This is a genomic window from Paenarthrobacter sp. 10L420, assembly GCF_056395385.1.
Window position 1 is genome coordinate 192,282 of the sequence record NZ_JBFTJK010000005.1, and the last position, 23,184, is coordinate 215,465.

Below are 23,184 nucleotides of genomic sequence, written 5' to 3' on the forward strand. Positions count from 1 at the left end.
TAATGAGGGCTCAAGACGTCCGGCTGGACGACGCCGTAATCGCGGAACTAAGGCAGCGCGCCAAAGACTTGGAGGCGTACGCCACCTTGTGGGCAGGAGGACCAACAATTGACTCATCAGGCTCAGCTGCCCTTTCTTCCCTGGTTGAACGACTGGTCAACATGTATCCATACGGGGATGCGAAGTACATCGGACAACTCCTTAAGCCTCCGCACCCTGTGGCTTGGGTTGCGCAGTCCATCACAGCATTGATCAACCCGAATAATCATGCTCTGGACGGAGGCCCGGCTACCGCGGTCCTGGAAAAGGAAGTAGTGGCCAAACTTGCGGCAATGTTCGGTTATGAGGAACATCTGGGCCATCTGACCTCGTCCGGCACCATCGCAAATCTTGAGGCGCTTTGGGTTGCCAGGGAATTGCATCCGGGCAAGGTCATACTGTCCGGAACGAACGCCCACTACACGCACGAGCGCATGTGCCGCTTGCTCGGAACCCCACACGAAACCATTCCGGAAGACAACTTCGGCCGTCTTTCAATGGCAGATCTCAGGACCAGGCTCGCGCAAGGCGGGGTCGGGACCGTTGTCGTCACTTTAGGCACGACCGGTCTTGGTGCACTGGACCAGGTCCATGAGGCCGCGGACCTGGCAGCCGAATTCGGAGCTCGGCTGCATATCGATGCGGCCTACGGAGGATTCCACACCCTCCTGGCAACTGGTCCCGACCCGCTGGTTGATCCTGCCCCCTTCCTGGCCATACGCCGGGCAGATTCAATCGTCGTCGATCCACATAAGCACGGACTTCAACCGTACGGATGCGGATCTGTTCTCTTCGCTGACCCATCTGTCGGCAAGCTCTACTCGCACGATTCCCCCTACACTTACTTCACTTCTTCTGACCTACATCTTGGGGAGATCAGTCTGGAGTGCTCAAGAGCGGGAGCGTCTGCGGCAGCATTTTGGACCACGGTTGAAGCTCTGGGATTGTCACGCGAGGGAATGGGATCGATTATCGCCGACGGCCGCAGGGCCGCGCTGCAAATAGCTGAAATCATCAGCGCCGCCGACGGTGCCGAGCTCGTCGTCGAACCCGAACTTGACATCGTTTGTACCTTCCCACGGCGTCCCACGAGCAGCCAGATATCTGCGGCAACAGAAGATGCGTTCGCGGCCCTGGCCGAAGACGGCTGGCACTTGGCGCTGTATCGGGTCGACAGCAAGTGGCTCGCGAGGAACCATCCTTGGATCGCAGTTGATAGCGACTACACCACTGTCCTGAGATCCTGCACGATGAAACCCGAGCATCTCCAAGTGGCCAAAGAATTCAGCCATCACCTCGTTGCGTCGATGGAGCAACAGCCCCCACGGACAATCTAAGACCCAGCTGAACGAGTACATCACGCGCGTCTGGTTCTGAAGAGCTTCGACGCTGACCGACTTACAACGAAGTGAGGAATTTCCTGTGCAGTTTCACCATCACGGTTATGTATCCGGGGACCCCCTGATCCAGCCGGCAGCAGGAGTCGGCATCAACCGGCCAGTTGAACTTCCCAACGAGGTCGACGTGCTGATCGTCGGCACCGGGCCCGCCGGCATGCTCGCGGCCGCGCAATTGTCCCAATTCCCAGGTGTCGCCACGCGCATCGTGGAGCGCCGTCCCGGAAGGCTCGCCATTGGCCAGGCCGACGGCATCCAGACCCGCACAGTAGAGACGTTCCAGGCCTTCGGATTCGCCGAGCGGATCACCGCCGAGGCATACCGGATCGCCGAGACGGCATTCTGGAAGCCCGACCCCGCGGACCCCTCGCGCATCATTCGCATTGCCCGTACCCCGGATGACCCCGCCGACATCAGCGAATTCCCCCACCTCGTCGTTAACCAGGCCCGCGTGCTGGACTACTTCGCCGAGTTCATGGCCAATTCGCCCACACGGATGTCCCCTGACTATGGCTTTGAGTTCCGTTCCCTGAGCGTCTCGGACGAGGGTGAGTACCCCGTCACCGTGACCCTCGTCCACACCTCCGGACCCCACGAAGGGCAGGAACGCATTGTCCAAGCCAAATACGTTATCGGCGCCGACGGTGCACGCAGCAAGGTCCGCGAGTCCATCGGCTGTACCCTCGTCGGAGACCAGGCCAATCACGCCTGGGGCGTCATGGATGTCCTGGCAGTCACGGACTTCCCGGATGTCCGCCTCAAGTGCGCCATCCAGTCCGGAACCGGCGGCAGCATCCTGCTGATCCCACGCGAAGGCGGCCACCTCTTCCGAATGTACGTTGACCTGGGCGAGGTGAACCCCAACAACAAGGGCGCCGTGCGCAGCACGTCCATTGACGAAATCATCCGCAAGGCCAACGAGATCCTCCACCCCTACACCCTGGATGTCCGCAATGTCGCTTGGCATAGCGTGTACGAGGTGGGCCACCGGCTCACGGACCGGTTCGACGACGTCCTGCCGGAGCAACGCGGGACCCGAATGCCCCGAGTGTTCATCACTGGCGACGCCTGCCACACGCACAGCGCCAAAGCAGGCCAGGGCATGAACGTGTCTATGCAGGACGGCTTCAACCTGGCCTGGAAGCTCGGGCACGTGCTTGAGGGCCGAAGCCCGGAGAGCCTGTTGTCCACCTACTCCGCCGAGCGGCAGGTGGTGGCAAAAAACCTCATCGACTTCGACAAAGAGTGGTCCACCCTCATGGCCAGGAAACCGGAGGAGTTCGAAAACCCCTCCGAGCTGGAGGACTTCTACGTCCGCACCGCCGAGTTCCCGGCCGGGTTCATGACCGAGTACGCGCCGTCCATGCTGGTGGCCGCCACCAAACACCAGCGCCTGGCCCCCGGATTCACCATCGGCAAGCGCTTCAAGTCAGCACGAGTAGTTCGAGTCGCTGATGCCAATCGAGTACACCTCGGCCACCACGCCAAGGCCGACGGCCGCTGGCGAATCTACGTCTTCGCAGACTCGGCGCCGCACAGCGCCGACTCGCCCACCGAGCGGTTCGCCAACTGGATCACCAACTCGCCGGATTCCCCCCTTGCCGCCACTCCGTCGGGGGCCGACCCTGACGCGTGGTTCGACGTCAAAGTGATCTACCAGCAGGATCACACAGGCGTCGACATCAACGCCGTTCCCGCAGTATTCAAACCTCAAGTCGGTCCGTTCCGGCTCACGGACTACGAAAAGGTTTACGCAACAGACCCGACAGAGGACATCTTCGACCTGCGTGGCCTCAACCGCGGAGGCCTCATAGTGATTGTCCGCCCTGACCAATACGTGGCAAACATCCTGCCGCTTACCGCAACGACCGAACTCGCCGCGTTCTTTGCACCCGTTTTACGCCCGCGAGTCGAAACCAGGGTCTTCGACGAAGGACCTCGAAGTCATGTTGCGCTCAGTCTGAATGCCTTAACCGCGACTCCAACCGCGAGCAGCGCCAAGGACGTGCGGATCCAGGCCAAGAATGTGCGCTCGTTCGCCAGCGAGAATCTAGGGTCTGGATCTGGTTCCGGCGCCTGCATGCTCGGGAGCAGTTAGCTTCGTGGCGTGGTGTTCCGGTCCTCCAAGTGACTTTCCCGAGGGAGGACCAGCGCGAGTAATCTGCGGGCCCGTTCCCGGCGGCCGCATCCGAGAATGACCGCGACCCAGCGCAAGGCGTTGAGGACGGCAGCGCCGGGAGTGTGTTGAGTAGCGGGTGCAGGCCTGATGCTCATGGTCGTGGAATTCCTAACAGCGGCGCTTAATTTGGGTCAATGTGGCAAAATCTGGTCCACAAAGTACGCATCCCGGGCTGGCCGGTCTCTTCGGACTGGCCAGCCCCCTCGCGTGGATCCTAGCTGGACGCCCGGAGTACTCGGACGTACGTTTCAACTCGCTCCAGCACGTTTGCATCGTGGGGACCCCATGCCGGATGCGGTGTGCCGGGACCGGCATAGGGTTCATCCCGGTAGTGACGCTGATACTCGGCGAGTCTTTGTTCCAGCTCAGCGCGAATATGGACGTAGCCGGGATCGTCAGCTACGTTGCGGACTTCGGTGGGATCATTTTGCAGGTCGTACAGTTCCCATTCAGCATCGAATACGCGGTCTGAGGCACCCGGGACATCAAGACCGGCGTTGTAATAATGGATGAGTTTGAAGTCGGCGGTGCGAATGCCGTAATGGCCAGGTGCAGCATGGATTGGATCATCGTGCTCCCAATACCTGTAGTACGCTGCGTCCGGCCAATCGTCGATCGCCTCTCCTCGCAGAAGAGGCCGGAAGCTACGGCCCTGCGATGTGGGAAGTGACTCATCCGCTTTGATCCCGGCAATGTCCAGGAACGTGGCCGCGAAATCAACGTTGGTAATGATTGCCTCGCAACGGCTGCCGGCACTGATTTCGGCAGGCCATTTCATCAACATCGGCATCTGTAGGGACTGGTCAAACATCAGCCGCTTATCGAACCAGCCGTGATCACCCAGGAAAAACCCCTGGTCCGAGGTGTAAACGACGAGGGTGTTTTCGGACAGTCCACGCTCATCGAGGTAGTCCAGAAGACGGCCGACGTTGTCGTCGATGGATTGGATGCACTGCAGGTAATCGCGCATGTAGATCTGGTACTTCCACCGCATGCGCGCTTCCCTGTTTTCGGGTCCGCGCAATTCTTCCGGGACCTCGGTTTTGAGGTCCTCTGCCCCCATGTCATCCGCGATGGTCATGTGAACGTTCCGGACAGCCTGGCTGCGGGTGGCGTAGTCATCGAAAAACGTTTCCGGCTCAGGAATTTGCCCATCTGCATACAGGTGCTTGTGCTTCTCGTCAGGAATCCAGGGGCGGTGCGGGGCCTTGTGATGGACAAGCATGCAGAACGGCTCCTCTCCCGTCAGCCCGTTCAACCAATCAAGGGAAAGATCGGTGACGATGTCCGTCGCATACCCGGGGACTGTAGTGGCACCGTTCTCATCAACCATCTCCGGATCGACGTAGTCACCCTGCCCTGGGAAGATCTTCCAATTATCAAAACCCCGCGGCAAGGCCCTGCCGTGCTCACCCAGGTGCCACTTTCCAAACAGCGCGGTTTTGTAACCCTGCCCGTGGAGCACATCAACAAACGTGGGCACCCGGTAGTCCATCTCCGTCCAAATCGACGAGACGCCGTTGATGTGGCTGTAGGTTCCCGTGAGGATGGAGGCACGCGAAGGGCTGCAAATGGAGTTCGTGCAGTACACGGCATCCAGGCGCATGCCTCCTTCGGCAATGCGGTCCAGGTGCGGGGTCGAGTTGACCCGGCTGCCGTACGCCGAGATCGCGTGCGCAGCGTGGTCATCAGACATGATGAAGATGATGTTCGTCTTCGACATCTCTCTTCCTTTCCATAGTTCTTGGGTACCTCGTGCACTCCCAAGTGCACTGCTGTCTAGTTTCAGGGAAGACGAATGCTTCCCTCGATGGGCAGGTCTGTCACGGACGTCCCGATGCGCAGGCTGTACTCGCCGCTTTCATAGCGCCAGCCTTTGTCCCAGTAAGCCAGCAGACGGGTGGGTACATCCACGGTCGCGGCGACGGTGTCGCCGGGTTCGGCCCATACAGGCACGGAGGCGACGAGCCAGCGGACTGGCCGTTCGACGTCGGAGTCCGGCTTTTCAGCGTAGACCTGTACCACCTGCTTACCGGCCCGTCCGCCGGTATTGGTCAGCGTGACGGTGATGGGTACGGCTTCGCCTGGGGTGACGGGCTTTGTGGGTCCATCGACGGTGTCCAGTTTCCACGTGGTGTAGCCCAAGCCGTAACCGAATTCGTAGGCGGGAGTGGCGCCGGTTTTGAGCCAGGCGCGGTAGCCGATGTGGATCCCTTCGTCGTAGCGGAGCTTCCCATCAGTGTCAGGGGTGGTGTTGAGAACCGGGACGCTGCCTTGGGTGGCGGGCCAGGTGGTGGGCAGTCGGCCGCCGGGTTCGGCAGTCCCGGTGAGGATATCGGCGAGCGCGTTGCCGAATTCCTGGCCGCCGAAATAACCGATCAGGATCCCGGCGACCTCGTGGCGCCAGGGCATGATGACCGGAGATCCGGCGTTGACGATCACCACCGTGCGCGGGTTCGCGGCGGCAACGGCGTGGACCAGCCGGTCCTGCAGCCCGGGCAGGTCCAGGGTGGTGCGGTCGTAACCTTCGGATTCGACCCGGGAGTTGGTACCGACGACGACGACGGCGACATCGGCTTCCCGTGCAGCCTTGGCTGCTTCAATGATCAGCATTTCAGGGTCCGTGTCGGCGGGTTCGGTCCCCAGGGTAACGCTGAGGGCGTTCTCGAGCGGTCCGGTCCGGCCGGAAATGTCCAGGTCCACCCGGACATCCAGGGGAACACCCGCTTCGACCGGAATTTCCGCGGTTGAGGACGGCGGAGCGAGGAAGGACTCGGCGATGTCCTTGCCATTCACGTGGATGTTTGCTTCGTGGACGAGGCCGTCATTGACGTAGATCCGAGTCTGGCCGACGGTGGCCGCACCCAGCCGGACGTTGCCGGATTCGTCCGGGGTGTAGGTGGTGTGCAGACGCACCGTGGAGGACTCCCTGACCGGGGCGTCGCCGCCGAACCAGACGAGGGCAGTCGAGCGGCGGTCCTCGGTGAACAGTTCAGCCCCAGCGGCGTCGAGGAAGGTCACCCGCAGACCGGGTTCTCCTGTGGCAGGGTTGGTCAACTGGCCCAGTGGCAGTTCGGCGACGCCTTCCTGCACAATGGCGCCGATGCTGTACGTGACTTTGTCAGTTCCGAATGCGGTCCGGATGCCCTCAAGCGGCGAGACGACCTTGTCCGGCAGGACCGTCGCTGACCCCCCACCCTGCGTCCTGGCGTGCCTGGCATTGTGCCCGATCACGGCGACGGTCCCCGTCACCGCCCGATCCAGCGGCAGCACGCCGTCGTTCTTCACCATCACAGTGCCGGCGGCAGCAGCTTCTCGAGTGAAGGCGACCAGGTCTTCCCGGTCCACCGGTTCCGCCTGGACGGCTTCGAACCCTTCCAAGGCGCCCACCCGGGCGGCGAGCTGCAGGATCCGCAGTACCTTCCGGTCAATGCTGGCTTCAGGGATCTCCCCAGCGCGTACCGCGGTCACAAGGGCGTCGCCCCAAGGCCCTTGCGGGCCGGGCATGACCAGATCCTGGGAAGCGCGGGCGGAGTCGACGCTGCGGACCGCGGTCCAGTCGCTGATCACTACCCCGTCGAAGCCCCATTCGCTGTTCAGCGGCGTTTCCAGCAGCTCGTTCTCGGTGGCGGTGGTGCCGTTGATGGAGTTGTAGGCGCTCATTACCAGCCACGCCCTGGACTCGACGATGGCCCTCTCAAACGCCAGCAAATACAGTTCGCGCAGCGGCCGCTCATCGACCTGCACGTCAACGGTGAACCGGTCGGTTTCGGAATCGTTGGCGACATAGTGCTTCGGTGTGGCGCCGACGCCGTTGCGCTGCACCCCGTTCACGTATGATGCGGCCAGTTCACCGGTGAGGACCGGATCCTCACTGAAGGCTTCGAAGTGCCGGCCGCCCAGCGGGGAACGGTGCAGGTTAATCGTCGGACCAAGAACGACATCAACTCCCTTCCGCCGGGCTTCCACAGCGGAGGCCGCGCCCAGGCGGTCGGCCATGGAAGGGTCCCAAGTCGAGCTGATCGCCGTCGCGGACGGGAAATTCACCGACGGCTGCCGCTCATCCCAAGCCTCACCACGAACACCCGTCGGGCCGTCCGAAACCAGGATCCGGCGCAGGCCGATCTTCTCCATCGGCCACGTCGTCCAAAAGTCGTGCCCGGTGAGCAACTGAACTTTTTCCTCGAGAGTCAGTTCTTGGACCAGTGCTTCCATGCGTTGGTCGATGGTGATGGTTTCCATGTTTCCTTCTTTCGCTGCAAGTTGTTGTTCGCCGCCTCAAAGGGGCAGGTTGTTGTCTTCGTGGAGGTGACCCTCTGGGGACTTCGGGGCGCGTCCAGCCACCCGGCCTTGCACACTGGCCTCTTGGCTGGCCGTGAAGCCGAGACGCCACGCTTTGAAGCGCACGGAACTGGTCCCCATGGAGGGAACCGGGGCTGTGTACAGGTTCCATATACGTCCGTCTTCCTCAGGACTGCCTGTCACCCGGTCCATGAGTTTCCGTTGCTCCTGGGGCCTCGGTGATGAGCTCGGATTTGGGGGTGAGGCTGTCCAACCGATGGACGCCCCCGGCGTCTCGCATGCAGCGCTGATTCCTTCGGCCGTGATTGAGAGGGTTGGTGTGGCTGTTACCGGAGCCTCGCCATTGGGCCGCCAATTTTCCATCAACTGGCGTTCCGGCATCATTCCCAGGTCCTGAACGCTGTCCTGCCATGTCTTGAGCGCTCCCCGTAATCTGGCAAGCGCCTTCATGTGTCCCGGGTCCTGGACGAGGTTGCGGGTTTCGTGAGGGTCTTGCTCCAGATCGTAAAGTTCCTCCCCTGGCTTGGACGCTGCTACGAGGCTGCGTTGAAGGTCGGTCAAGCGGCTGGGCAGCTCGCCGCACGCCAGTTGCCTGGCTTCTTCTCCCCTTAGTCGCCTGAGCTCCGACCAAGTAGCCGTGTGATCGGGATAGTCGATGTGGGGCATGGGCGATCGGTCTGGATGGAAGTTCCGGACGTAGCGGTACCGTTCGTCGCGGACGGTCCGGGAGGTGTCTTCCGATTCGTCCATGCGGTCCCGACCGCCGTAAACGTAGGCGTTTGGACGGTCAGTGAACGAGCCGCCCCGCCTCAGGAGCGGCTTACCATGCATGTGCCCAGGAACTTGCAGGCCACTGGCTTCAAGCATTGTGGGAGCGAGGTCCATTGTGTGGACAAGGTCAGTCCTGACCGTGCCAGGTTGAATGACACCTGGCCACCGCAGGAGCAGGGGTACGCGCAGGCCTGCTTCAGTCGCCCAGCGCTTGGCGCGGGGCATGCCTCTGCCATGATCGCTCCAGAAGACCACGATCGTATCCTCGACCAGCCCGTCTTCCTCGAGCTGGTCGAGGATACCGCCGACCCAGTGGTCCATCTCGGTGATGAGGTCCGCGTATCGTGCCCAGGCCTTACGGAAGACGTCGGTATCCGGGTAGTAGGGCGGCAGTGGCGCAGTCGACGTGTCGTGCCGGACCTGTCGCGCAACGTTGAGGGTGGCGCGTTGGAAGGACTCGTCATCGAGATATATCTGGGACTCGTGGGTGGTCATTCCATGGAAGGCTGCGAAGAAGGGCGTATCCTCATCCGGCCGGTTGCGCCAATGTGCCGTGGGGCTGCATTCATCAAAAACGACCGGCGGGACGTCTACCTGGAAGTCAGTGAAGGAGTTGTTGGTGCAGTAGTAGCCCGCTGCCCGAAAATATTCCGGCAACAGCTTCACTTCAGCCGGGGGGATGGCCTTCGTGCGCATGTGCATGGTGCCGATGGCGTTGGGAAAGCAGCCTGTCATTATCGCTGATCGGGCGGGCGCACACACCGGCGCGGAGGCAAAGGCCATGTCGAATCGGGCCCCGTCTGCCGCCAGGCGGTCCAGATTGGGTGTGTGCGCGTAGTCGGCGCCGGGCCAGATGCCGGAGTAGCAGCCAAGGTCCGGGTTGATGTCATGCGTGGAAATCCACACCACGTTGGGAGTTTTCATTCCGTGGCTGCCGCAGTGTGTTCAACCGGCTGCCCGGTTCCTAAGTGGAATTCTGTCGCCATCGGATCCCCTGTGCTGGTCATCCAACGGGACAGGCTGGTCCTCTTCCGGGTGAGGACGGGTTCAAGATCGGGCTGGTCGGCGAGATTGTTGAGGCAATCGGGGTCCGCGGTGAGGTCGTAGAGCTCTTCGCGGGCCCGGGTGAGATAGAAGTCGGTGCGCTGTCGGATGGCCTCGTTGTTTTCGGCTGCCTCAAGCATTGCGGGCCAGGACAACCCCCACATGTTCTCGGCGCGGTACTGGACGCTGCCGTCAGCCCATCCGTTCCAGATGTAGCCATACTGAAAGTCCTGGACGCAGCGCATTTCGAAACGCTGTTTGGCCGAGGTCTCGTGGAAGACAGTGAAGACCTGGTCGCGGTCCCGTTCTCTCCCGCCTTTCAGGAGCGGGGTCAGTGTGGCACCGTCGACTCCCCCGGGCACCGCCACACCGGCGGCGTCGCAGAAGGTGGGGAAAAGGTCCAGCATGTCGACGAAGGCGTCGGCGTTGCTGCTTCCCGGAGTGGTCACCCCAGGCCAACGGACGATAAGAGGAGTCAGGGTGCTGCGGAGGTAGCAGTTTGCTTTGGCGAATGGGAAGGCCATGCCGTTGTCCGACATAAAAATTACGAGGGTGTCATCCGCCTTTCCTGTTCGATCGAGTGCGGCGAGTACGGCTCCCACGACGTCATCGCAACGGCGCGAAGAGCTCAAGTATTCGGCGTATTCTTGACGCACTCCCGGTATGTCTGGAAGGAAACCGGGGACCTCCACTTCATCTCCGCTGAATACTTTTGATGGCTCGGGGTATTCGCTGCGCTCCTCTGCCGTCCAGAGTTCACGCTCCGCTGCGCTTCCGTGGAATGGGCGATGGGGATCGTGGGCGTTGGCCATGAGGAACCATGGGTGACCGTCACGGGAGGCTTCGGCGATGAATTCTTCGGCGCGGCTGCCGTAGGCTTCGGGGTTCCGCCCGAGGCCCAGTTGGCGCATGTCAGCCGCCATGTCCCAGCCGAAGCGCTCGACTGGCTGGATGTGACTTACCTTGCCGAGAATTCCCACCTTGTATCCGGCCTGCTTCAGATGGTCGTTGATAACGCCGATGCCGTCGTTGATGGGTTCGAAGCCTTCTGCGCCGTTTCGGTGCGGCCACAGCCCCGTCATGAGGGCGGAGCGGCTTGGCTGGCACACGGCCGCGGGGACGTGGGCGCGCCCGAACACCATTCCCTCTCCGGCAAGCCGGTCGAGGTTGGGGGTGGCGTCGTACGGGCCTCCGAATGCGCCGGGTGTGTTGCCGTCCATGTCGTCGGCCGTGATGAGGAGGATGTTTGTCTTGCCGTCCACGCCGACGTCGACTCTTTCGTCCATTGTTCGTGTTCCTATGAGTCCGTGTTCCTATGCGTTCTGGGCGGCGAGCAACTGGCGGCGTTCTTCGCGGCGTCGCGCCTGAGCCTTCGGGTTTGCCACTGGGGCGGCGAAAAACAGGCGTTGAGTGTACGGGTGCTGGGGACGGCTGGTGACCTGGTCCCCATCGCCGAATTCGACGATTTCTCCCCGGTACATCACCGCAACGCGGTGGCTGATATGCCGCACGACTTCAAGGTCATGGGAGACGAAGAGGTAGGCCACCTGGGTTTGCTCCTGGATGTCTTGGAACAATTCCAGGACCCGGGCCTGGGTCGAGAGGTCCAGGGCGGACACCGGCTCGTCACAGACGATCAGCGCGGGTTTGAGTGCCAGGGCTCGGGCGATGGCGATGCGTTGCCGCTGCCCGCCGGAGAACTCCCGGGGTAGACGGTTCCCGGCGTCGCCTGGCAGGCGGACCATGTCGAAGAGGTCCTTGATCCGCTTGGACGATTCAGCCTTGGGGACCTTACGGACGTTGAGCGGCTCGGACAGGATCTGTTCGACCGTCAGGGAGGGGTTAAGGGAAGTGTAGGGGTCCTGGAAGACGACCTGTATGTCGCTTGCCAGCCGACGGCGGTCGGCGCGGTTGGCGTGGGAGATGTCCTCCCCACGGAACAGCACCTTTCCTCCTGTCACAGGAGCCAATCCAAGGACTGCCCTGCCCAGCGTCGTTTTGCCGGAACCGGATTCACCGACCAGGCCCACGCACTCGCCCTTCTGAACGTCGACGGAGACGCTGTCAAGCGCCCTGAAAGGCTTGCCGCGGAAGCCGCGGCCGGGATATTCGACGATGACCTTTTGGATGTCCAACAGTGACTCGTTCATCGAACTGCTCCCTTCGGGCTGGTGGTGCTTTCGGCAGCAACGAGTGGACCGCGTGGTTCGGCTTCGCTGAGGATGGCTCCGAGGAGCTCTTTGGTGTACGGATGGCGTGGGGCGTCGAAGATTGGCTCGGTTGGGCCGGTTTCGACGATCCGTCCGAGGCGCATGACGGAAACCCTGTCGCAAAGGTCGGCGACGACACCGAAATTGTGGGTGACGAGGACTACCGCCATGTGAAACTCGGACTGCAGGTCCCGAAGGAGATCCAAGACCTCTGCCTGGACGGTGACGTCCAAGGCGGTGGTTGGTTCGTCGGCGATCAGAAGATCGGGGTTGCAGGAGATGGCGCCGGCAATCAGGACACGTTGGGCCATACCGCCGGAGACTTGATGGGGATAGGAGTCAAACGTCCGTTCAGGGTTGGGGATACCCACCCTTGCCAGCAGGCTCAATGCACGCTCCTTGGCCTCATCAGCTGATATATGTAGTTGGATGCGCATCGGCTCAACGAGTTGGCTGCCGATCGTGAAGGACGGGTCCAGGTTGGACATAGGTTCCTGTGGAATGTAAGCGATATTCCGCCCACGCATTTTTTCCATGTCCCGCCCCGACAGCTGTGCCAGATCCTTCCCCTTGAAAAGGATCGAGCCGCCGACGATCTTGCCACCTTCGGGCAGCAGCCGCAGGATGGACCAAGCAGTCTGGGTCTTGCCCGAACCCGATTCCCCGACCAGTCCGTGGACTTCACCCCTTCGGACCGTGAGTGAAACGTCGTAAACGACCTTTTTCGTGCCTCCGTCCGGGCTCGGGTAGCCAACGGAGAGATTCGAAACTTCGAGGACGATGTCTCCTTCGGGAGCCGCCGGCTCCGCGTGCCGAATGATGTCTTCCGTATCCTTAACGTCGGTCGCGATGGCTTCGGTCGCTTTCTTGCGGCCCTGCTTACGGGGTGCGTTGGCGCGTTCAAGTTCGTCCCTGAGGCTGTTGGCGAGCAGGGTCAGGGAGATCAGCGTCAGGCCGATGGCCAGTGCCGGCCAGAGGATGAGCATGGGAGAGGTGTAGAGATTAGTGAAGCCATCGCTGAGCATTGAACCCCAGGTGGGGACGTTGATGTCGCCCAGTCCGAGGAATTCCAGTCCGGACTGAACAGCCAGGGCTATACCTCCGACGATGGCTGCCTGGATCACGATAGGGGCGCGGACGACGGACAGGATGTGGATGGCGATGATGCGGGTGTCGCTAAGCCCCGAGACGCGGGCTGCATCGACATAAAGCTCATTGCGGACTGCAGTGACGGAGGCGTAGACGAGCCTGAAGAACGCCGGCGACAGCATGACGCCGAAAATCAGCATCGACAGCCACAGCGATGGTCCCACCACGGCCCGTGCGGCCAGGAGCACGATGATGGTCGGCAGCGCCATCATGAGCGAGATCACCCAGGTCCAGAGAGTGTCGATCCACTTTCCGAAGTAGCCGGCCAGAAGGCCACCGGTCACGCCGATGAGCATCGCGGTCAGCAGGGCGACCAGTGCGCCGGCCAGACTGAACTGAGCACCATAAATCAGCCGGGACAGTACGTCGCGGCCTGCACCATCGGCGCCCAGTGGGTTCTCGCCTCCTGGAAGGCCCAGCACGTTTTGGATCACGGCGTTGTTCGGATCGTGTGGAGCGAGGAACTGGGCAAATACCGCGGTAAGGATGGCAACAGCGAGGAACGCCATCGAGGCTACGGCGAGGGGGTTGCGAAGAACCCGGCGGAACAGGGGGACCGTTGTGGAACTGGGTGGTACGACGACGATCTCGGGATCGGTGGTATGTGCCGGAGTTGTCATGACAGACGCACTTTCGGGTTGAGCCAGCCCTGGGCCAGATCGACCAGGAGGTTGAAGACGATGACAATGACACCGGTGGCGACGAGCAGGCCCATCACCAGCGGAATATCGCCCTGAGTTGTAGCCTGCACGGCTACTTGTCCCAAGCCGGGAATCGCGAAGACCTGCTCCACGATGACCGCGCCGCCGAGGAGTCCGACGAAAATGACGGCGAGGACTGCCAATGCCGGACCCGCGGCATTACGCAGGACGTGCTTGAGGACGACCCTGCGCTCAGGGATGCCCCGGCTGCGCAGTGTGCGGACGTAATCGTTACGGAGCGCATCGATGACGGCGCCACGTATCTGCTGGGTAACGTTGGCGATGCCGCCCAGCGCCAAGGCAATCACCGGCAGGGTCACGGTCTTCAGCCATCCCGAAGGTGATTCGGTGAAGGGGACATACCCTGTCGGGTCGAACCAGCCCAGGGTGAGCGCAAAGAACAGAACCAGGCCGACGGCGAAGAGGAACCCGGGGATTGCATGGCCCAGGACGGCGAGCAGCTGGGCCAGCTTATCGATCCAGCCCCGCTTTGTCGCCGCAAGCACACCCAGCACCACCGAGACGACGGCGACGATAAGCACGGTACCGATGACAAGAGACAAGGTGACGGACAGGCGGGAAATGATCGCGGCGGAGACCGTCTGGCCGGTGAACCACGAATAGCCGAAGTCGCCGGAAAGTGCGTGGACAACCCAGTCGCCGTATTGGATAAGGACGGGACGGTCCAGACCCAGTTCGTGTGCTTTTTGGGCGACAGTTTGAGCGTCCGCCGATTCGCCGAGGATTTTCCTGGTGATGTCACCGCCGCCCATGTACAGCAGCGTGAACCCGACGGTAGTAATGGCAGCAAGCATTACGATGCCGGTGAGGAGCCTTCTCACGATGAATGAAATCATGATGGTGATCTTTCAGTGGGTAGGGCTGTCGGGGGCCCTTTCGGTGGACCCCCGACAGTGGTCCTAGGCCTTGGGGGTGATGTTCCAGAGGTTCGGCCAGGCGTTGCCTTGGTTGAGCTCAACCTTGGTCTTGGCGTTGGTGACGAAGAAGTTCGTGGGTGTGTACCACGGGGCGAACCAGGCCTGGTCAACGACGTACTTGTTGAGCTCCTTCAGGGCCGCGTCCCGATCAGGGCCTTCGGCGGTGCGGATCTTGGATGCCAGTGCATCCACGGTTGGATCCTGGTATTTGAAGGTGTTCCAGGTTGCTGTCGGGGCCAGAAGGTTGCTGATCAACTGCCATTCATTCGCGTCGCGCTGGAGGGTGAAGAACGACACGCCGTATTTCTTGGCCTGGAGGTCGGCGATGATGTTTTGTCCGACGTCGGTGTAGGAGACCTTAATGCCCACGTCGCCAAGCTGCTGCTGCAGCAACGGCCACACTTGCTTCGGGAATCCCGGTGAGGTGGGGATCGCCAGCTCGAAACCATTGGGGTAGCCTGCCTTGGCGAGCAGGTCTTTGGCCTTTGCAGGATCGAACTTGTAGGTGTCGTTCAGTTGCTGGTCATAAGCCGGGGAGTCTTCACGGAAGACCTGGCCGGTCACTTTGCCGAAGCCGAGGCCAACGGCCTTGAGGAAGGCGTCACGGTCAACTGCGTAGTTGATGGCCTGCCTTACTTCGACCTTGCCCAGCGCTGGGTTGCTTTGTCCGGCGCGGTCAAAAAGCATCAGGCCGGCGAAATTCAGGTCACTGCCGTTATCGGTGAAGCCGGCGGCTTTGACCTGGGGGATGATGCTGACGTCGTTGATGGCTGAGGCATCAAGCTGCTTGCCCCGCAGTGCGTTTAACAGTGAGGTCGCGTCGTTGTAAACATTGATTGTCAGGGTGTCGTACTTGACTGCATCAGCGTTCCAGTACTTGGGATTCTTGTCGAACTTGTAAGACGTCCCCACAACAGTGGAGCCGGTGTTAAGGATGTACGGCCCGGAACCAATCGGGTTGGTCTGGACATCCGGCTTGTCAAAAGCAGAAGGGCTTTCCTGCATGCCTGCAGCCTGGGCCAGGTAGATCACGAACGCGGGGTTTGCCTGCTTGAGCTGGATTTCCAGAGTGTTCTTGTCTTTGGCGGTGGCACCCGCCAAGTCCACGACCTTGCTCTTTTGGGGGGACGTTCCATCGCGGAACCGAAGAAGGTTCTGGGCCGCCACTTCGGCCGTGAAGGGAGTTCCGTCCGTGAAGGTGACATCATCACGCAGTTTCATCGTGAGGACGGTCTTGTCTTCGTTGTACTTCCAGTCTGTGGCGAGGTTCGCTTCGACGTCCTTGCCGTTGGGTGAGGGCTTGAGGAGGCTGTCGTACACGGCCTGGAAATAGACCGACTGGTTACCCCAGTTGAGGTTCCTTGCCTCAAAGGTGGCCGGCGGGATGATGTTGCCGACAACAAGGCTGGCCGCTGATTTCGACCCGTCGCTCGTCCCGCCGCCACCGCTGCATCCAGCCAGCACAAGCCCGGCGGCGATCGTGGCTGCTACGGCGGCCTTCTTAAAACGCATCGTTACGTCCTTTCAGCTGTGGAGGCACCCAGCCGTTTTCTGCCGCAGTACCTGCCGCTCAGCATTGAGCAGTAATTCGAGAATGACAGATTGTGAGTCACGACACAAGACCTGAGCTATATAACTTGTGAAATAGCTTTCTTGCCTAAATCTGCGGAAGGGACTGTTCCATCATTTCCACTAGTGCTATAACTAAGAGCATCAAAGGATGCCGGGGCACGAAACATGACCACCTCGGCGTAAGCAACAGCAGACAGGGAACTGATCGATGAAGATCATCTACGTGGACGTGGACTCGCTCCGCCCCGATCACACCGGAACCTATGGCTACGCGAGGAACATCACGCCCAATTTGGATGAGATGGCCCAAAGCAGTGTGGTCTTCGACCGGTACTACTGCTCCGACTCCCCATGCCTTCCCTCCAGGACCGCACTGACCAGCGGCCAGCATGGGATCACCAACGGAGTAATTGGACACTTTGGCGACGATGCCCGGTTCCGCCTCGACGCCGGCCACGCTCCGCAGCCTCACCGTCCGCTTCTGGGCCAGGCACTGAACATGGCTGGTTACACCTGTGCCGCGGTCTCATCGTTCGCTGAACGTCACCGCGCCTACTACTTCATGGGCAACTTCCGGGAAAACATCCAAGTCACCCCTGACATGGGCGACGAACCGGCAGACATGATCACGGACACTGCCCTGGAATGGATCGGGAAGCATAGAGACGTGGAAAACTGGTACCTCCACCTCACCTACTGGGACCCGCATACTGACTACCTCCAGGACGAGTCGTGGACGCAGAGAGCTGCGGCTTCGGGCCCTGCTCCCGCTTGGCCGGACCAGGAGGCCATCGATGGCCACGCCGAGGTATATGGTGCGCGCAGCGCTCTTGATCTCCACTATTCAGGAGGACCACGGAAGTCACGCGTGCCCCACAATATGCCGGACGAGATCCGTACCCGGGCGGATTTCGAACATCTCATCAACGGCTACGACGGGGCGATTCATTTCTGGGATTCGGAGTTCGGCCGGCTTCGCCGCTCGATCGAGGAAATGGGACTGGCCGACGACGTCGCCATTGTCGTCTCCTCGGACCACGGCGAATCATTCGGCGAACTCGGCCTCTACGCCGAGCATGGCCTTGCGTCCGAACCTGTGCATCGCCTCCCCATGATCATTCACTGGCCCGGGATCACCGACCAGCATGGAGTAGCTGGGACCCGCAACGACGCGTTGCTGTACAACATTGATTACGCGCCGACCATCCTGGACCTACTGGGACTGCAGCAGCCGGAAAAGTGGCAAGGCGTGTCTTATGCGCCGGCGGTCCGCGGAGAGAGCATCGATTCACGCCCTTATCTTGTCTGGGGACACGGGGCGCACACGTACCAGCGGGCCGTCCGGACCCGCGACCACCTATATATCCGCACCTACCATCCAGGCTGCTTTCGGGCCGAACTAGAGTCCCTGTTCAACGTCACGGAGGACCCCTACCTTACGAAGAACCTGATCGACGCCGATCAGGGCCTCGCCACGCAAATGCGGTCCAACCTCATGGAATGGCTCGGCTTCTACGCCGGAACTCCAGGAGCACTTCCTGACCCGATGCAGGGGGCACTTCAGGTAGGCCCCACCCTCTACAATCAACCAAAGGACTATATGCAGCATCTCCGCAACACCGGTCGGGGCCACCTCGCCAAGCATCTCGAGGAACGCTTGACTCCGGGGAACTCGGCGACACACGTCTCCTGGCACGCCCAGGTGCCCATAAGCGAGGAAGATCGAGAGGCAATGCGGAAGCGGTTTGCTGCAACAATCATGGCCCAGGAGTAAAAGTGGAAACTGTACCTCTCGAAAACGTAACGCCGTCGAAGCGTTCCCGTGTCGAAAATGGCACTTCCCTTGGACGCCTTGAAGTGATCCTTCTGAGCTTGCTAAGCACCAGCGCCCGGACTGGATACGACGTTCGCAAATGGCTTGACCGCCACGGCCCCTATGTTGGCTACAGCGCACAGACCTCGCAGATCTACCGCCAACTCGGCAAGCTCGTGGACCGTGAATGGGCCATCCCGGTCCCTGACCCTCGAGACTCCGGACCCGATGCCAAGCTATACGAGATAACCGACCAAGGACGACGGAAACTGCAGGAATGGATTGACTCCCCCTACGAGCCCCCCGTTCGGCCCCTGGACCCGGATTTCCAGGTACGGCTTAGGTTCGCGGGAACACACAGCCCCGAGAAAGCCCTGGAATTGGTTCGCACCGAGCTCCACTTCCGCCGCGAACACCGGCAAAACCACCTCATTGTCATGGCCCTTGCAGAAGAAGACTTCGGCCCCGACGAAGATGAAGAGGAACGCTATTGGCGCGAGGAACTCATCAGGCTGCAAAGCGAAAGAGGCCTCTACATGGTCAACAGTCTGATGGCGTGGCTCGAAGCGACGGAAGTGCGTCTGGAGGCCCTGATCCGTCAACGAGACCTGAAGACGAAAAAGTGATACCTCTGACCTCAAGCGATTCAAATGCGGGTCATGGCAAGAGCTGTTGCGCCCCAATGCGCGATTCACTTCCCGCGCAGCTCCTCCCCCACCCTGACTCACCGCGGCCACGCACCGGGAAACCCGCGCATGAGGGAATCCCCCTCCACGGCGGAACCTACAGCATGGGGGATGCCTTCGACGAAGGGTATCCACGCGATGGGGAATCACCCACGCACAACGTCCGGGTGGACCCATTCACCATCGACGCCACCACGGTCACCAACCAGATGTTCGCCGCGTTTACCGCCGACTCCGGCTATCGTTCAGAAGCCGAAGTCTTTGGCTCGTCCGCTGTCTTCCACCTACTCTCCACCGCTAAACCGGACGACATCCTCGGCGTCGCGACAGGAGCACACTGGTGGCTGAATATCCGAGGGGCTGATTGGGCGCACCCCACTGGCCCAGATTCACACTGGGAGGATATCCCTGACCATCCTGTTGTCCACGTATCCCACAATGACGCCCTTGCCTACTGTGATTGGGCCGGGCGCCGACTGCCCACGGAGGCGGAATGGGAGTACGCAGCACGCGGGGGTCTGGACGGCAAGCGGTATGCCTGGGGCAACGAGCTAACACCCGACGGCGAGCACCGCTGCAACATCTGGCAAGGCGCGTTCCCCCACGAGAACACAACCGAAGACGGTCATCTGGGAACGGCGCCAGTGAAGTCTTTTCCAGCCAACGGCTACGGACTCTACGAGGTGGCAGGAAATGTCTGGGAATGGTGCTCCGACTGGTTCCTGCCCAAGTACTACCGGAACTCGCCGGTCGATAACCCACAAGGTCCCACCATCGGGACCGGGCGAGTGATGCGCGGAGGTTCCTACCTCTGTCACGATTCTTACTGCAACCGATACCGGGTTGCAGCCCGTACATCGAACACCGCTGAATCCTCCAGCGGCAACTGCGGATTCCGTACCGTGGCGCTCTAGTGGCGATCACGGCATCGACGGCCAGCTCGCCTATTCGCGAAAAGGCGCGCCCTGAATGCCCCCCTACCCCAACGCCCGTACTTCCGCTTCTCGGACCGGCTCCGACCGGACCCCATCAGCGTCGATGACCAACGACCGCGGAGCCCCGGCGTCGTAGCGGCTGCTTTCGGCCACTCCGCAATGCAGGAATCGGCAAATCAGCTCCCGCATTGAAGCAGTCACCCGAGCGGTTTCCGCCTCTGAGGCGTTGACCATCATCGGGGAATCCCCCCAACGGTCAGTGCCGTCAAAGATGAACGCGAGCGGAAAGCAGTGGGCTGCGTAGGCGCCATCAAGCTTGCTTCGGTGATCGAATCGGACCACCTGGGCCGGCACAGGTGAGTGCGCGGCGATCTCCAGGGCGGAGATGCGGAACTGTGCCAATGTCGCGGCTCGAACCATCCGGAGGTAAGCATCGGGCTCTTCACCGTTGGTCACCAGGCGTTCCGCAGCCAGCACAGGGTCTTCGAAGGTTCGCTCAAGGAACTCGTCCACGTCCGCAGTGGAGAACTGGTCCCTCGGGTGGTTGCGCAGGAACGCCGCGGACTCTTCAGCGGTGGTAAGGATGAGCAGGGCGCCGGTGTGGATCCTCTGAACCGAATCCGCATACCTCACCAGGTCGGCCGGAGCCTCCCCTGACTCCACGGGCATATACGGGAACGGCCGAAGACCTGCCCTTGCAGCCTCCTGGGCATCAAGAAGTGCCGGAACTCGAGCAGCCTCAGGGCCCGACCCCAAGGCTTCAAGAACGGCAGCACGATGGCTGAGCCAGACCCCTACAGGCAGTGGCGCCAGGCGGGGCATGCTGATCAACAGGGTTTGCGCTGCCAAACCACGCACTGACGGGTTCGTGCTCAGGGCATAGGCATACCAAGCACCGGCTGAATCCCCGGCCAAGGTGACTTTCCCGGGGTCTCCGCCAAAGGCGCTGATGTTCTCCCGCACCCAAGCCAGTGCGGCGCGAAGATCACGCAAGGGTTTGGTGGATTCCGAGGGTTCCCCGAGCGAGCCGAAATGCCCTGTCACTCCGAGCCGGTAGTTCACTGTGACCAGAACAAAGCCGCCGTTCCGCACAAGGTCCGGCGAGTCGTACCAACGGCTCTCCCCGGAGCCGGTGGTGAAACCGCCGCCAGGAATGAAGAAGAGCACGGGCAGTCCATGGGCACCGGCAGGGGCCTGGACCCGCAAGGTAAAAGCATCCTCATTCTGTTCAAGCTCGCTCAACGCAGCGCCAAGCAACCCGTCCAGCATGCCCGGGCGCTGCGGAAAGGCGGCCGGGCGGGTTTGCGCGTTGCCGGCAACCACCCTGGAAACCTCACCGTTCCGCGGGTCCGAACCCGCCGTCCCATAGCGAAGTCCGGGTGCGTCCAGTATTCCTGCACGAAGACTCGCCCTGACCTCCCCAGCGGGAATATCAATCCACAGAACCGTCACGCAAGGAACTCGTGATCGTCCGCTTTGACCGTCTCGGTTGTTTCCCAGTACTCCACGTTTGTGTAGGGCCATACCTGGGAAACCCGGCCATGCGCGTTTTGATACCAGCTGCGCACGTAGGGCTGCCCCCAAGCCATCCGGCGATTTCCGGCGTCGACCCATTCCACAAAGCGGTCCAGCGCCGCCGGCTTGACGTCGATTGCGGAGGCGCCACGCTGCAGGAGCTCGTGGACGGCCTTCAGGGAGAACTCGACGGCCCGCTCGATCATGAAGTGCAGGCTTCCCGCCACCACTCCTCCAACGTTGGGGCCATAGATAAGGAAGAAGTTGGGGAACCCGGGCACAGTGACGCCGTTGTAGGCCCTGGCGTCGCCCTTCCAGAAATCGTGGATCTCCACACCCTCGCGGCCAACAACCTCCACCTCGTCGAGGTAATCGGAGGGTTTGAACCCGGTGGCGAAGACCACGATGTCTACCTCATGTTCAACGCCGTCCTTGTCGATGATCCCCTTCTCGGAGAACCGCTCTATCCCGGCGGTAACCACGGTGGTGCGCTCGGACTTGAGGGCAGCGGCCCACACCCCGTTGTCACGCAGCATCCGCTTGGCTCCCGGCGGATAGTTGGGGATGGCGGTCTCCAACTGTTCCGGACGGTCGGCGAACTGCTCCTTCAAGCGGTCGATCAGCACTTCACGGACTTCCTGGTTCTTGGCCGAAACACTCAACGGCGCACCCTGCCATCCGTCCTCGGCGGTCACCGTGTGCAAGCGGCCCGGGATGCCTTGAATCGTCACCCACAGGCGGTACCACTGTGCGTAGTGGGGAACCTTGCGTCGCAACCACGTGAAGGTGTCGCTGACGCCGTCGTGATAATTCGGAGCCGGAAGCATCCACGGCGCGCTGCGCTGGAAGAGCACCAGCCCGGAGACCTCGTCAGCAAGCGCGGGCACAATCTGGTAAGCGCTGGCACCGGTGCCAATGACTGCCACGCGCTTGCCGCGGTAGTCGGCGTCGTGCGACCACTCCTGCGAGTGCATGGTCACGCCGTGGTACAGCTCAGCCCCAGGGAAGTCAGGGATGTTGGGCCGGTCCAGTTGGCCTAGTGCACTTACGACGGCGGCAAAGGTGCGCACCCGCTCCAGGCCGCCGTTATGGCGGGTGGTCGCCTGCCAAGTGCGTGACTCCTCGTCCCATAACAAGCGGACAAGACGGGTGGAGAACTCGATGGATTCCACCACACCTGCACGCTCGGCCACGTCACGGACGTAATCCAAAACGTCTCCGCCTTCGGCGAACTGGTGTGGCCAGTCACCACGCTGGGCGAAGGAATACGAATATCCGAACGTGGGGGTATCGAGGCGGACACCCGGGTAGGTGTTCTTGGCCCAGGTCCCGCCCAGGGTCGGTGCGTCCTCCACCACGGTGAAGGGCACACCTGCCTGTGAATAGCGGTACGTCGCAGCAATTCCGGCGATCCCGGCACCGATGATCAACACCGGGAAGTCGCGTCCGTCAGCGACCTCGTCAAAACTCCACTGCGGAGCTCCGCCCTTGTCCGCAGCGAGGTCGAGTTCATGCTTCAGCGACGCGTGCCAGTGCTCGCGGCCGCCCGTGAGGAAGCCGAGGAGGTCCGCTACTGCGTCGTCCTCCAGCATGTCAACGCTGGTGATTTCCTTGTCCCGCAGCCTGCGCAAGCCCTCCAAAGCCAGCGCCTTGGCGCGTTCCTGCTGATCCGGTGACATGCCCCCGTGTGGATGAGGCTGGGTATCCACCAGGGTCAAGGGAGGCTGCAGATCGCTGCTGAGGAAAGTGGTATCGCCAAGCGCCGCCGCGAGGGCGGCGAGCAGGACAGGAAGTTCCGCCTGGGCGACGATCTTTTCCAGGTCGACGTCGTCTTCGACGATCGGCTCTGCACTTGTTTGCCAGTAGAGGTCGTCAAACCGCATCGTCTCAGATCTCATTTCCTGCATGCTCGGCATTTTTCCTCCTTGATTCG

At 61.5% G+C, this 23,184-nt stretch carries 16 protein-coding genes; 5 read left to right on the forward strand and 11 right to left on the reverse strand.

The genetic code is table 11. The features are described 5' to 3' along the window. Positions 1-2 precede the first annotated feature (2 nt). Together AC1DD5_RS10630 and AC1DD5_RS10635 are read left to right on the forward strand one after the other, a co-directional pair. Positions 3-1,376 carry a pyridoxal phosphate-dependent decarboxylase family protein gene (locus AC1DD5_RS10630; protein ID WP_477521425.1) on the forward strand — a complete coding sequence of 458 codons (1,374 nt, stop codon included), beginning with the start codon at positions 3-5 and terminating at the stop codon, positions 1,374-1,376. Between the two features lie 85 nt (positions 1,377-1,461). After that, positions 1,462-3,534, forward strand: coding sequence for an FAD-binding monooxygenase (locus AC1DD5_RS10635; RefSeq protein WP_477521426.1), 2,073 nt, complete (start codon positions 1,462-1,464; stop codon positions 3,532-3,534). Here AC1DD5_RS10635 and AC1DD5_RS10640 read toward each other — a convergent pair. The 9 genes from AC1DD5_RS10640 to AC1DD5_RS10680 all read right to left on the reverse strand — a co-directional run bounded on the left by AC1DD5_RS10640 (position 3,531) and on the right by AC1DD5_RS10680 (position 16,242). Then, on the reverse strand, positions 3,531-3,710 hold the full coding sequence (locus AC1DD5_RS10640; RefSeq protein ID WP_442018952.1) for a hypothetical protein: 180 nt from the start codon (positions 3,708-3,710) through the stop codon (positions 3,531-3,533). The two genes, AC1DD5_RS10635 and AC1DD5_RS10640, sit on opposite strands and share 4 nt — an antisense overlap. A 119-nt stretch (positions 3,711-3,829) precedes the next feature. Next, positions 3,830-5,338 (reverse strand): sulfatase family protein, encoded by a 1,509-nt coding sequence (locus AC1DD5_RS10645; protein WP_442018953.1) that lies wholly within the window; start codon positions 5,336-5,338, stop codon positions 3,830-3,832. A 62-nt stretch (positions 5,339-5,400) separates the two neighbouring features. Next, a complete protein-coding gene (locus tag AC1DD5_RS10650) occupies positions 5,401-7,857 on the reverse strand; it encodes a beta-glucosidase family protein (RefSeq protein ID WP_442018954.1) in 2,457 nt (818 codons plus the stop codon). A gap of 36 nt (positions 7,858-7,893) precedes the next feature. Next, the gene (locus AC1DD5_RS10655) at positions 7,894-9,612 is read right to left on the reverse strand and encodes a sulfatase family protein (protein WP_477517725.1); all 1,719 of its coding nucleotides are present in this window, start codon (positions 9,610-9,612) and stop codon (positions 7,894-7,896) included. Continuing rightward, positions 9,609-11,018, reverse strand: coding sequence for a sulfatase family protein (locus tag AC1DD5_RS10660; protein WP_477521427.1), 1,410 nt, complete (start codon positions 11,016-11,018; stop codon positions 9,609-9,611). Before AC1DD5_RS10660 ends, AC1DD5_RS10655 begins: the two co-directional genes overlap by 4 nt. A 27-nt stretch (positions 11,019-11,045) precedes the next feature. Beyond that, entirely contained in the window at positions 11,046-11,882 is an 837-nt protein-coding gene (locus AC1DD5_RS10665) for an ATP-binding cassette domain-containing protein (protein ID WP_442018957.1), read from the reverse strand. After that, positions 11,879-13,711 carry a dipeptide/oligopeptide/nickel ABC transporter permease/ATP-binding protein gene (locus AC1DD5_RS10670; RefSeq protein WP_477521428.1) on the reverse strand — a complete coding sequence of 611 codons (1,833 nt, stop codon included), beginning with the start codon at positions 13,709-13,711 and terminating at the stop codon, positions 11,879-11,881. Before AC1DD5_RS10670 ends, AC1DD5_RS10665 begins: the two co-directional genes overlap by 4 nt. Beyond that, a complete protein-coding gene (locus tag AC1DD5_RS10675; RefSeq protein WP_442018959.1) occupies positions 13,708-14,649 on the reverse strand; it encodes an ABC transporter permease in 942 nt (313 codons plus the stop codon). The genes AC1DD5_RS10670 and AC1DD5_RS10675 overlap by 4 nt, the downstream gene beginning before the upstream one ends. A gap of 63 nt (positions 14,650-14,712) precedes the next feature. Beyond that, entirely contained in the window at positions 14,713-16,242 is a 1,530-nt protein-coding gene (locus AC1DD5_RS10680) for an ABC transporter substrate-binding protein (protein WP_477521429.1), read from the reverse strand. A gap of 268 nt (positions 16,243-16,510) precedes the next feature. Here AC1DD5_RS10680 and AC1DD5_RS10685 point away from each other — a divergent pair, with 268 nt between their 5' ends. Genes AC1DD5_RS10685 through AC1DD5_RS10695 form a run of 3 tightly spaced genes read left to right on the forward strand, consistent with a single transcriptional unit; the run spans position 16,511 to position 19,715 of the window. Next, positions 16,511-18,076 carry a sulfatase family protein gene (locus AC1DD5_RS10685; protein ID WP_442018961.1) on the forward strand — a complete coding sequence of 522 codons (1,566 nt, stop codon included), beginning with the start codon at positions 16,511-16,513 and terminating at the stop codon, positions 18,074-18,076. 2 nt (positions 18,077-18,078) lie between these two features. Continuing rightward, the gene (locus AC1DD5_RS10690) at positions 18,079-18,741 is read left to right on the forward strand and encodes a helix-turn-helix transcriptional regulator (RefSeq protein ID WP_442018962.1); all 663 of its coding nucleotides are present in this window, start codon (positions 18,079-18,081) and stop codon (positions 18,739-18,741) included. A 56-nt stretch (positions 18,742-18,797) separates the two neighbouring features. Continuing rightward, positions 18,798-19,715, forward strand: a complete 918-nt coding sequence (locus AC1DD5_RS10695) for a formylglycine-generating enzyme family protein (protein WP_442018963.1) — start codon at positions 18,798-18,800, stop codon at positions 19,713-19,715. 63 nt (positions 19,716-19,778) lie between these two features. On the opposite strand, the gene AC1DD5_RS10700 is transcribed toward AC1DD5_RS10695, so the two are convergent. Further along, positions 19,779-21,188 carry a carboxylesterase family protein gene (locus AC1DD5_RS10700; protein WP_442018964.1) on the reverse strand — a complete coding sequence of 470 codons (1,410 nt, stop codon included), beginning with the start codon at positions 21,186-21,188 and terminating at the stop codon, positions 19,779-19,781. Continuing rightward, positions 21,185-23,158 carry a flavin-containing monooxygenase gene (locus AC1DD5_RS10705; RefSeq protein WP_477521430.1) on the reverse strand — a complete coding sequence of 658 codons (1,974 nt, stop codon included), beginning with the start codon at positions 23,156-23,158 and terminating at the stop codon, positions 21,185-21,187. Before AC1DD5_RS10705 ends, AC1DD5_RS10700 begins: the two co-directional genes overlap by 4 nt. Between the last annotated feature and the right edge of the window lie 26 nt (positions 23,159-23,184).

Bases quoted from the DNA above. Each gene is read 5' to 3' on its own strand.
- AC1DD5_RS10660 (WP_477521427.1), bottom strand. From the start codon at position 11,018: ATGGACGAAAGAGTCGACGTCGGCGTGGACGGCAAGACAAACATCCTC.
- AC1DD5_RS10645 (WP_442018953.1), bottom strand. From the start codon at position 5,338: ATGTCGAAGACGAACATCATCTTCATCATGTCTGATGACCACGCTGCG.
- AC1DD5_RS10630 (WP_477521425.1), top strand. From the start codon at position 3: ATGAGGGCTCAAGACGTCCGGCTGGACGACGCCGTAATCGCGGAACTA.
- AC1DD5_RS10650 (WP_442018954.1), bottom strand. From the start codon at position 7,857: ATGGAAACCATCACCATCGACCAACGCATGGAAGCACTGGTCCAAGAA.
- AC1DD5_RS10670 (WP_477521428.1), bottom strand. From the start codon at position 13,711: ATGACAACTCCGGCACATACCACCGATCCCGAGATCGTCGTCGTACCA.
- AC1DD5_RS10680 (WP_477521429.1), bottom strand. From the start codon at position 16,242: ATGCGTTTTAAGAAGGCCGCCGTAGCAGCCACGATCGCCGCCGGGCTT.
- AC1DD5_RS10685 (WP_442018961.1), top strand. From the start codon at position 16,511: ATGAAGATCATCTACGTGGACGTGGACTCGCTCCGCCCCGATCACACC.
- AC1DD5_RS10675 (WP_442018959.1), bottom strand. From the start codon at position 14,649: ATGATTTCATTCATCGTGAGAAGGCTCCTCACCGGCATCGTAATGCTT.
- AC1DD5_RS10640 (WP_442018952.1), bottom strand. From the start codon at position 3,710: ATGAGCATCAGGCCTGCACCCGCTACTCAACACACTCCCGGCGCTGCC.
- AC1DD5_RS10695 (WP_442018963.1), top strand. From the start codon at position 18,798: ATGCGCGATTCACTTCCCGCGCAGCTCCTCCCCCACCCTGACTCACCG.
- AC1DD5_RS10655 (WP_477517725.1), bottom strand. From the start codon at position 9,612: ATGAAAACTCCCAACGTGGTGTGGATTTCCACGCATGACATCAACCCG.
- AC1DD5_RS10705 (WP_477521430.1), bottom strand. From the start codon at position 23,158: ATGCAGGAAATGAGATCTGAGACGATGCGGTTTGACGACCTCTACTGG.
- AC1DD5_RS10665 (WP_442018957.1), bottom strand. From the start codon at position 11,882: ATGAACGAGTCACTGTTGGACATCCAAAAGGTCATCGTCGAATATCCC.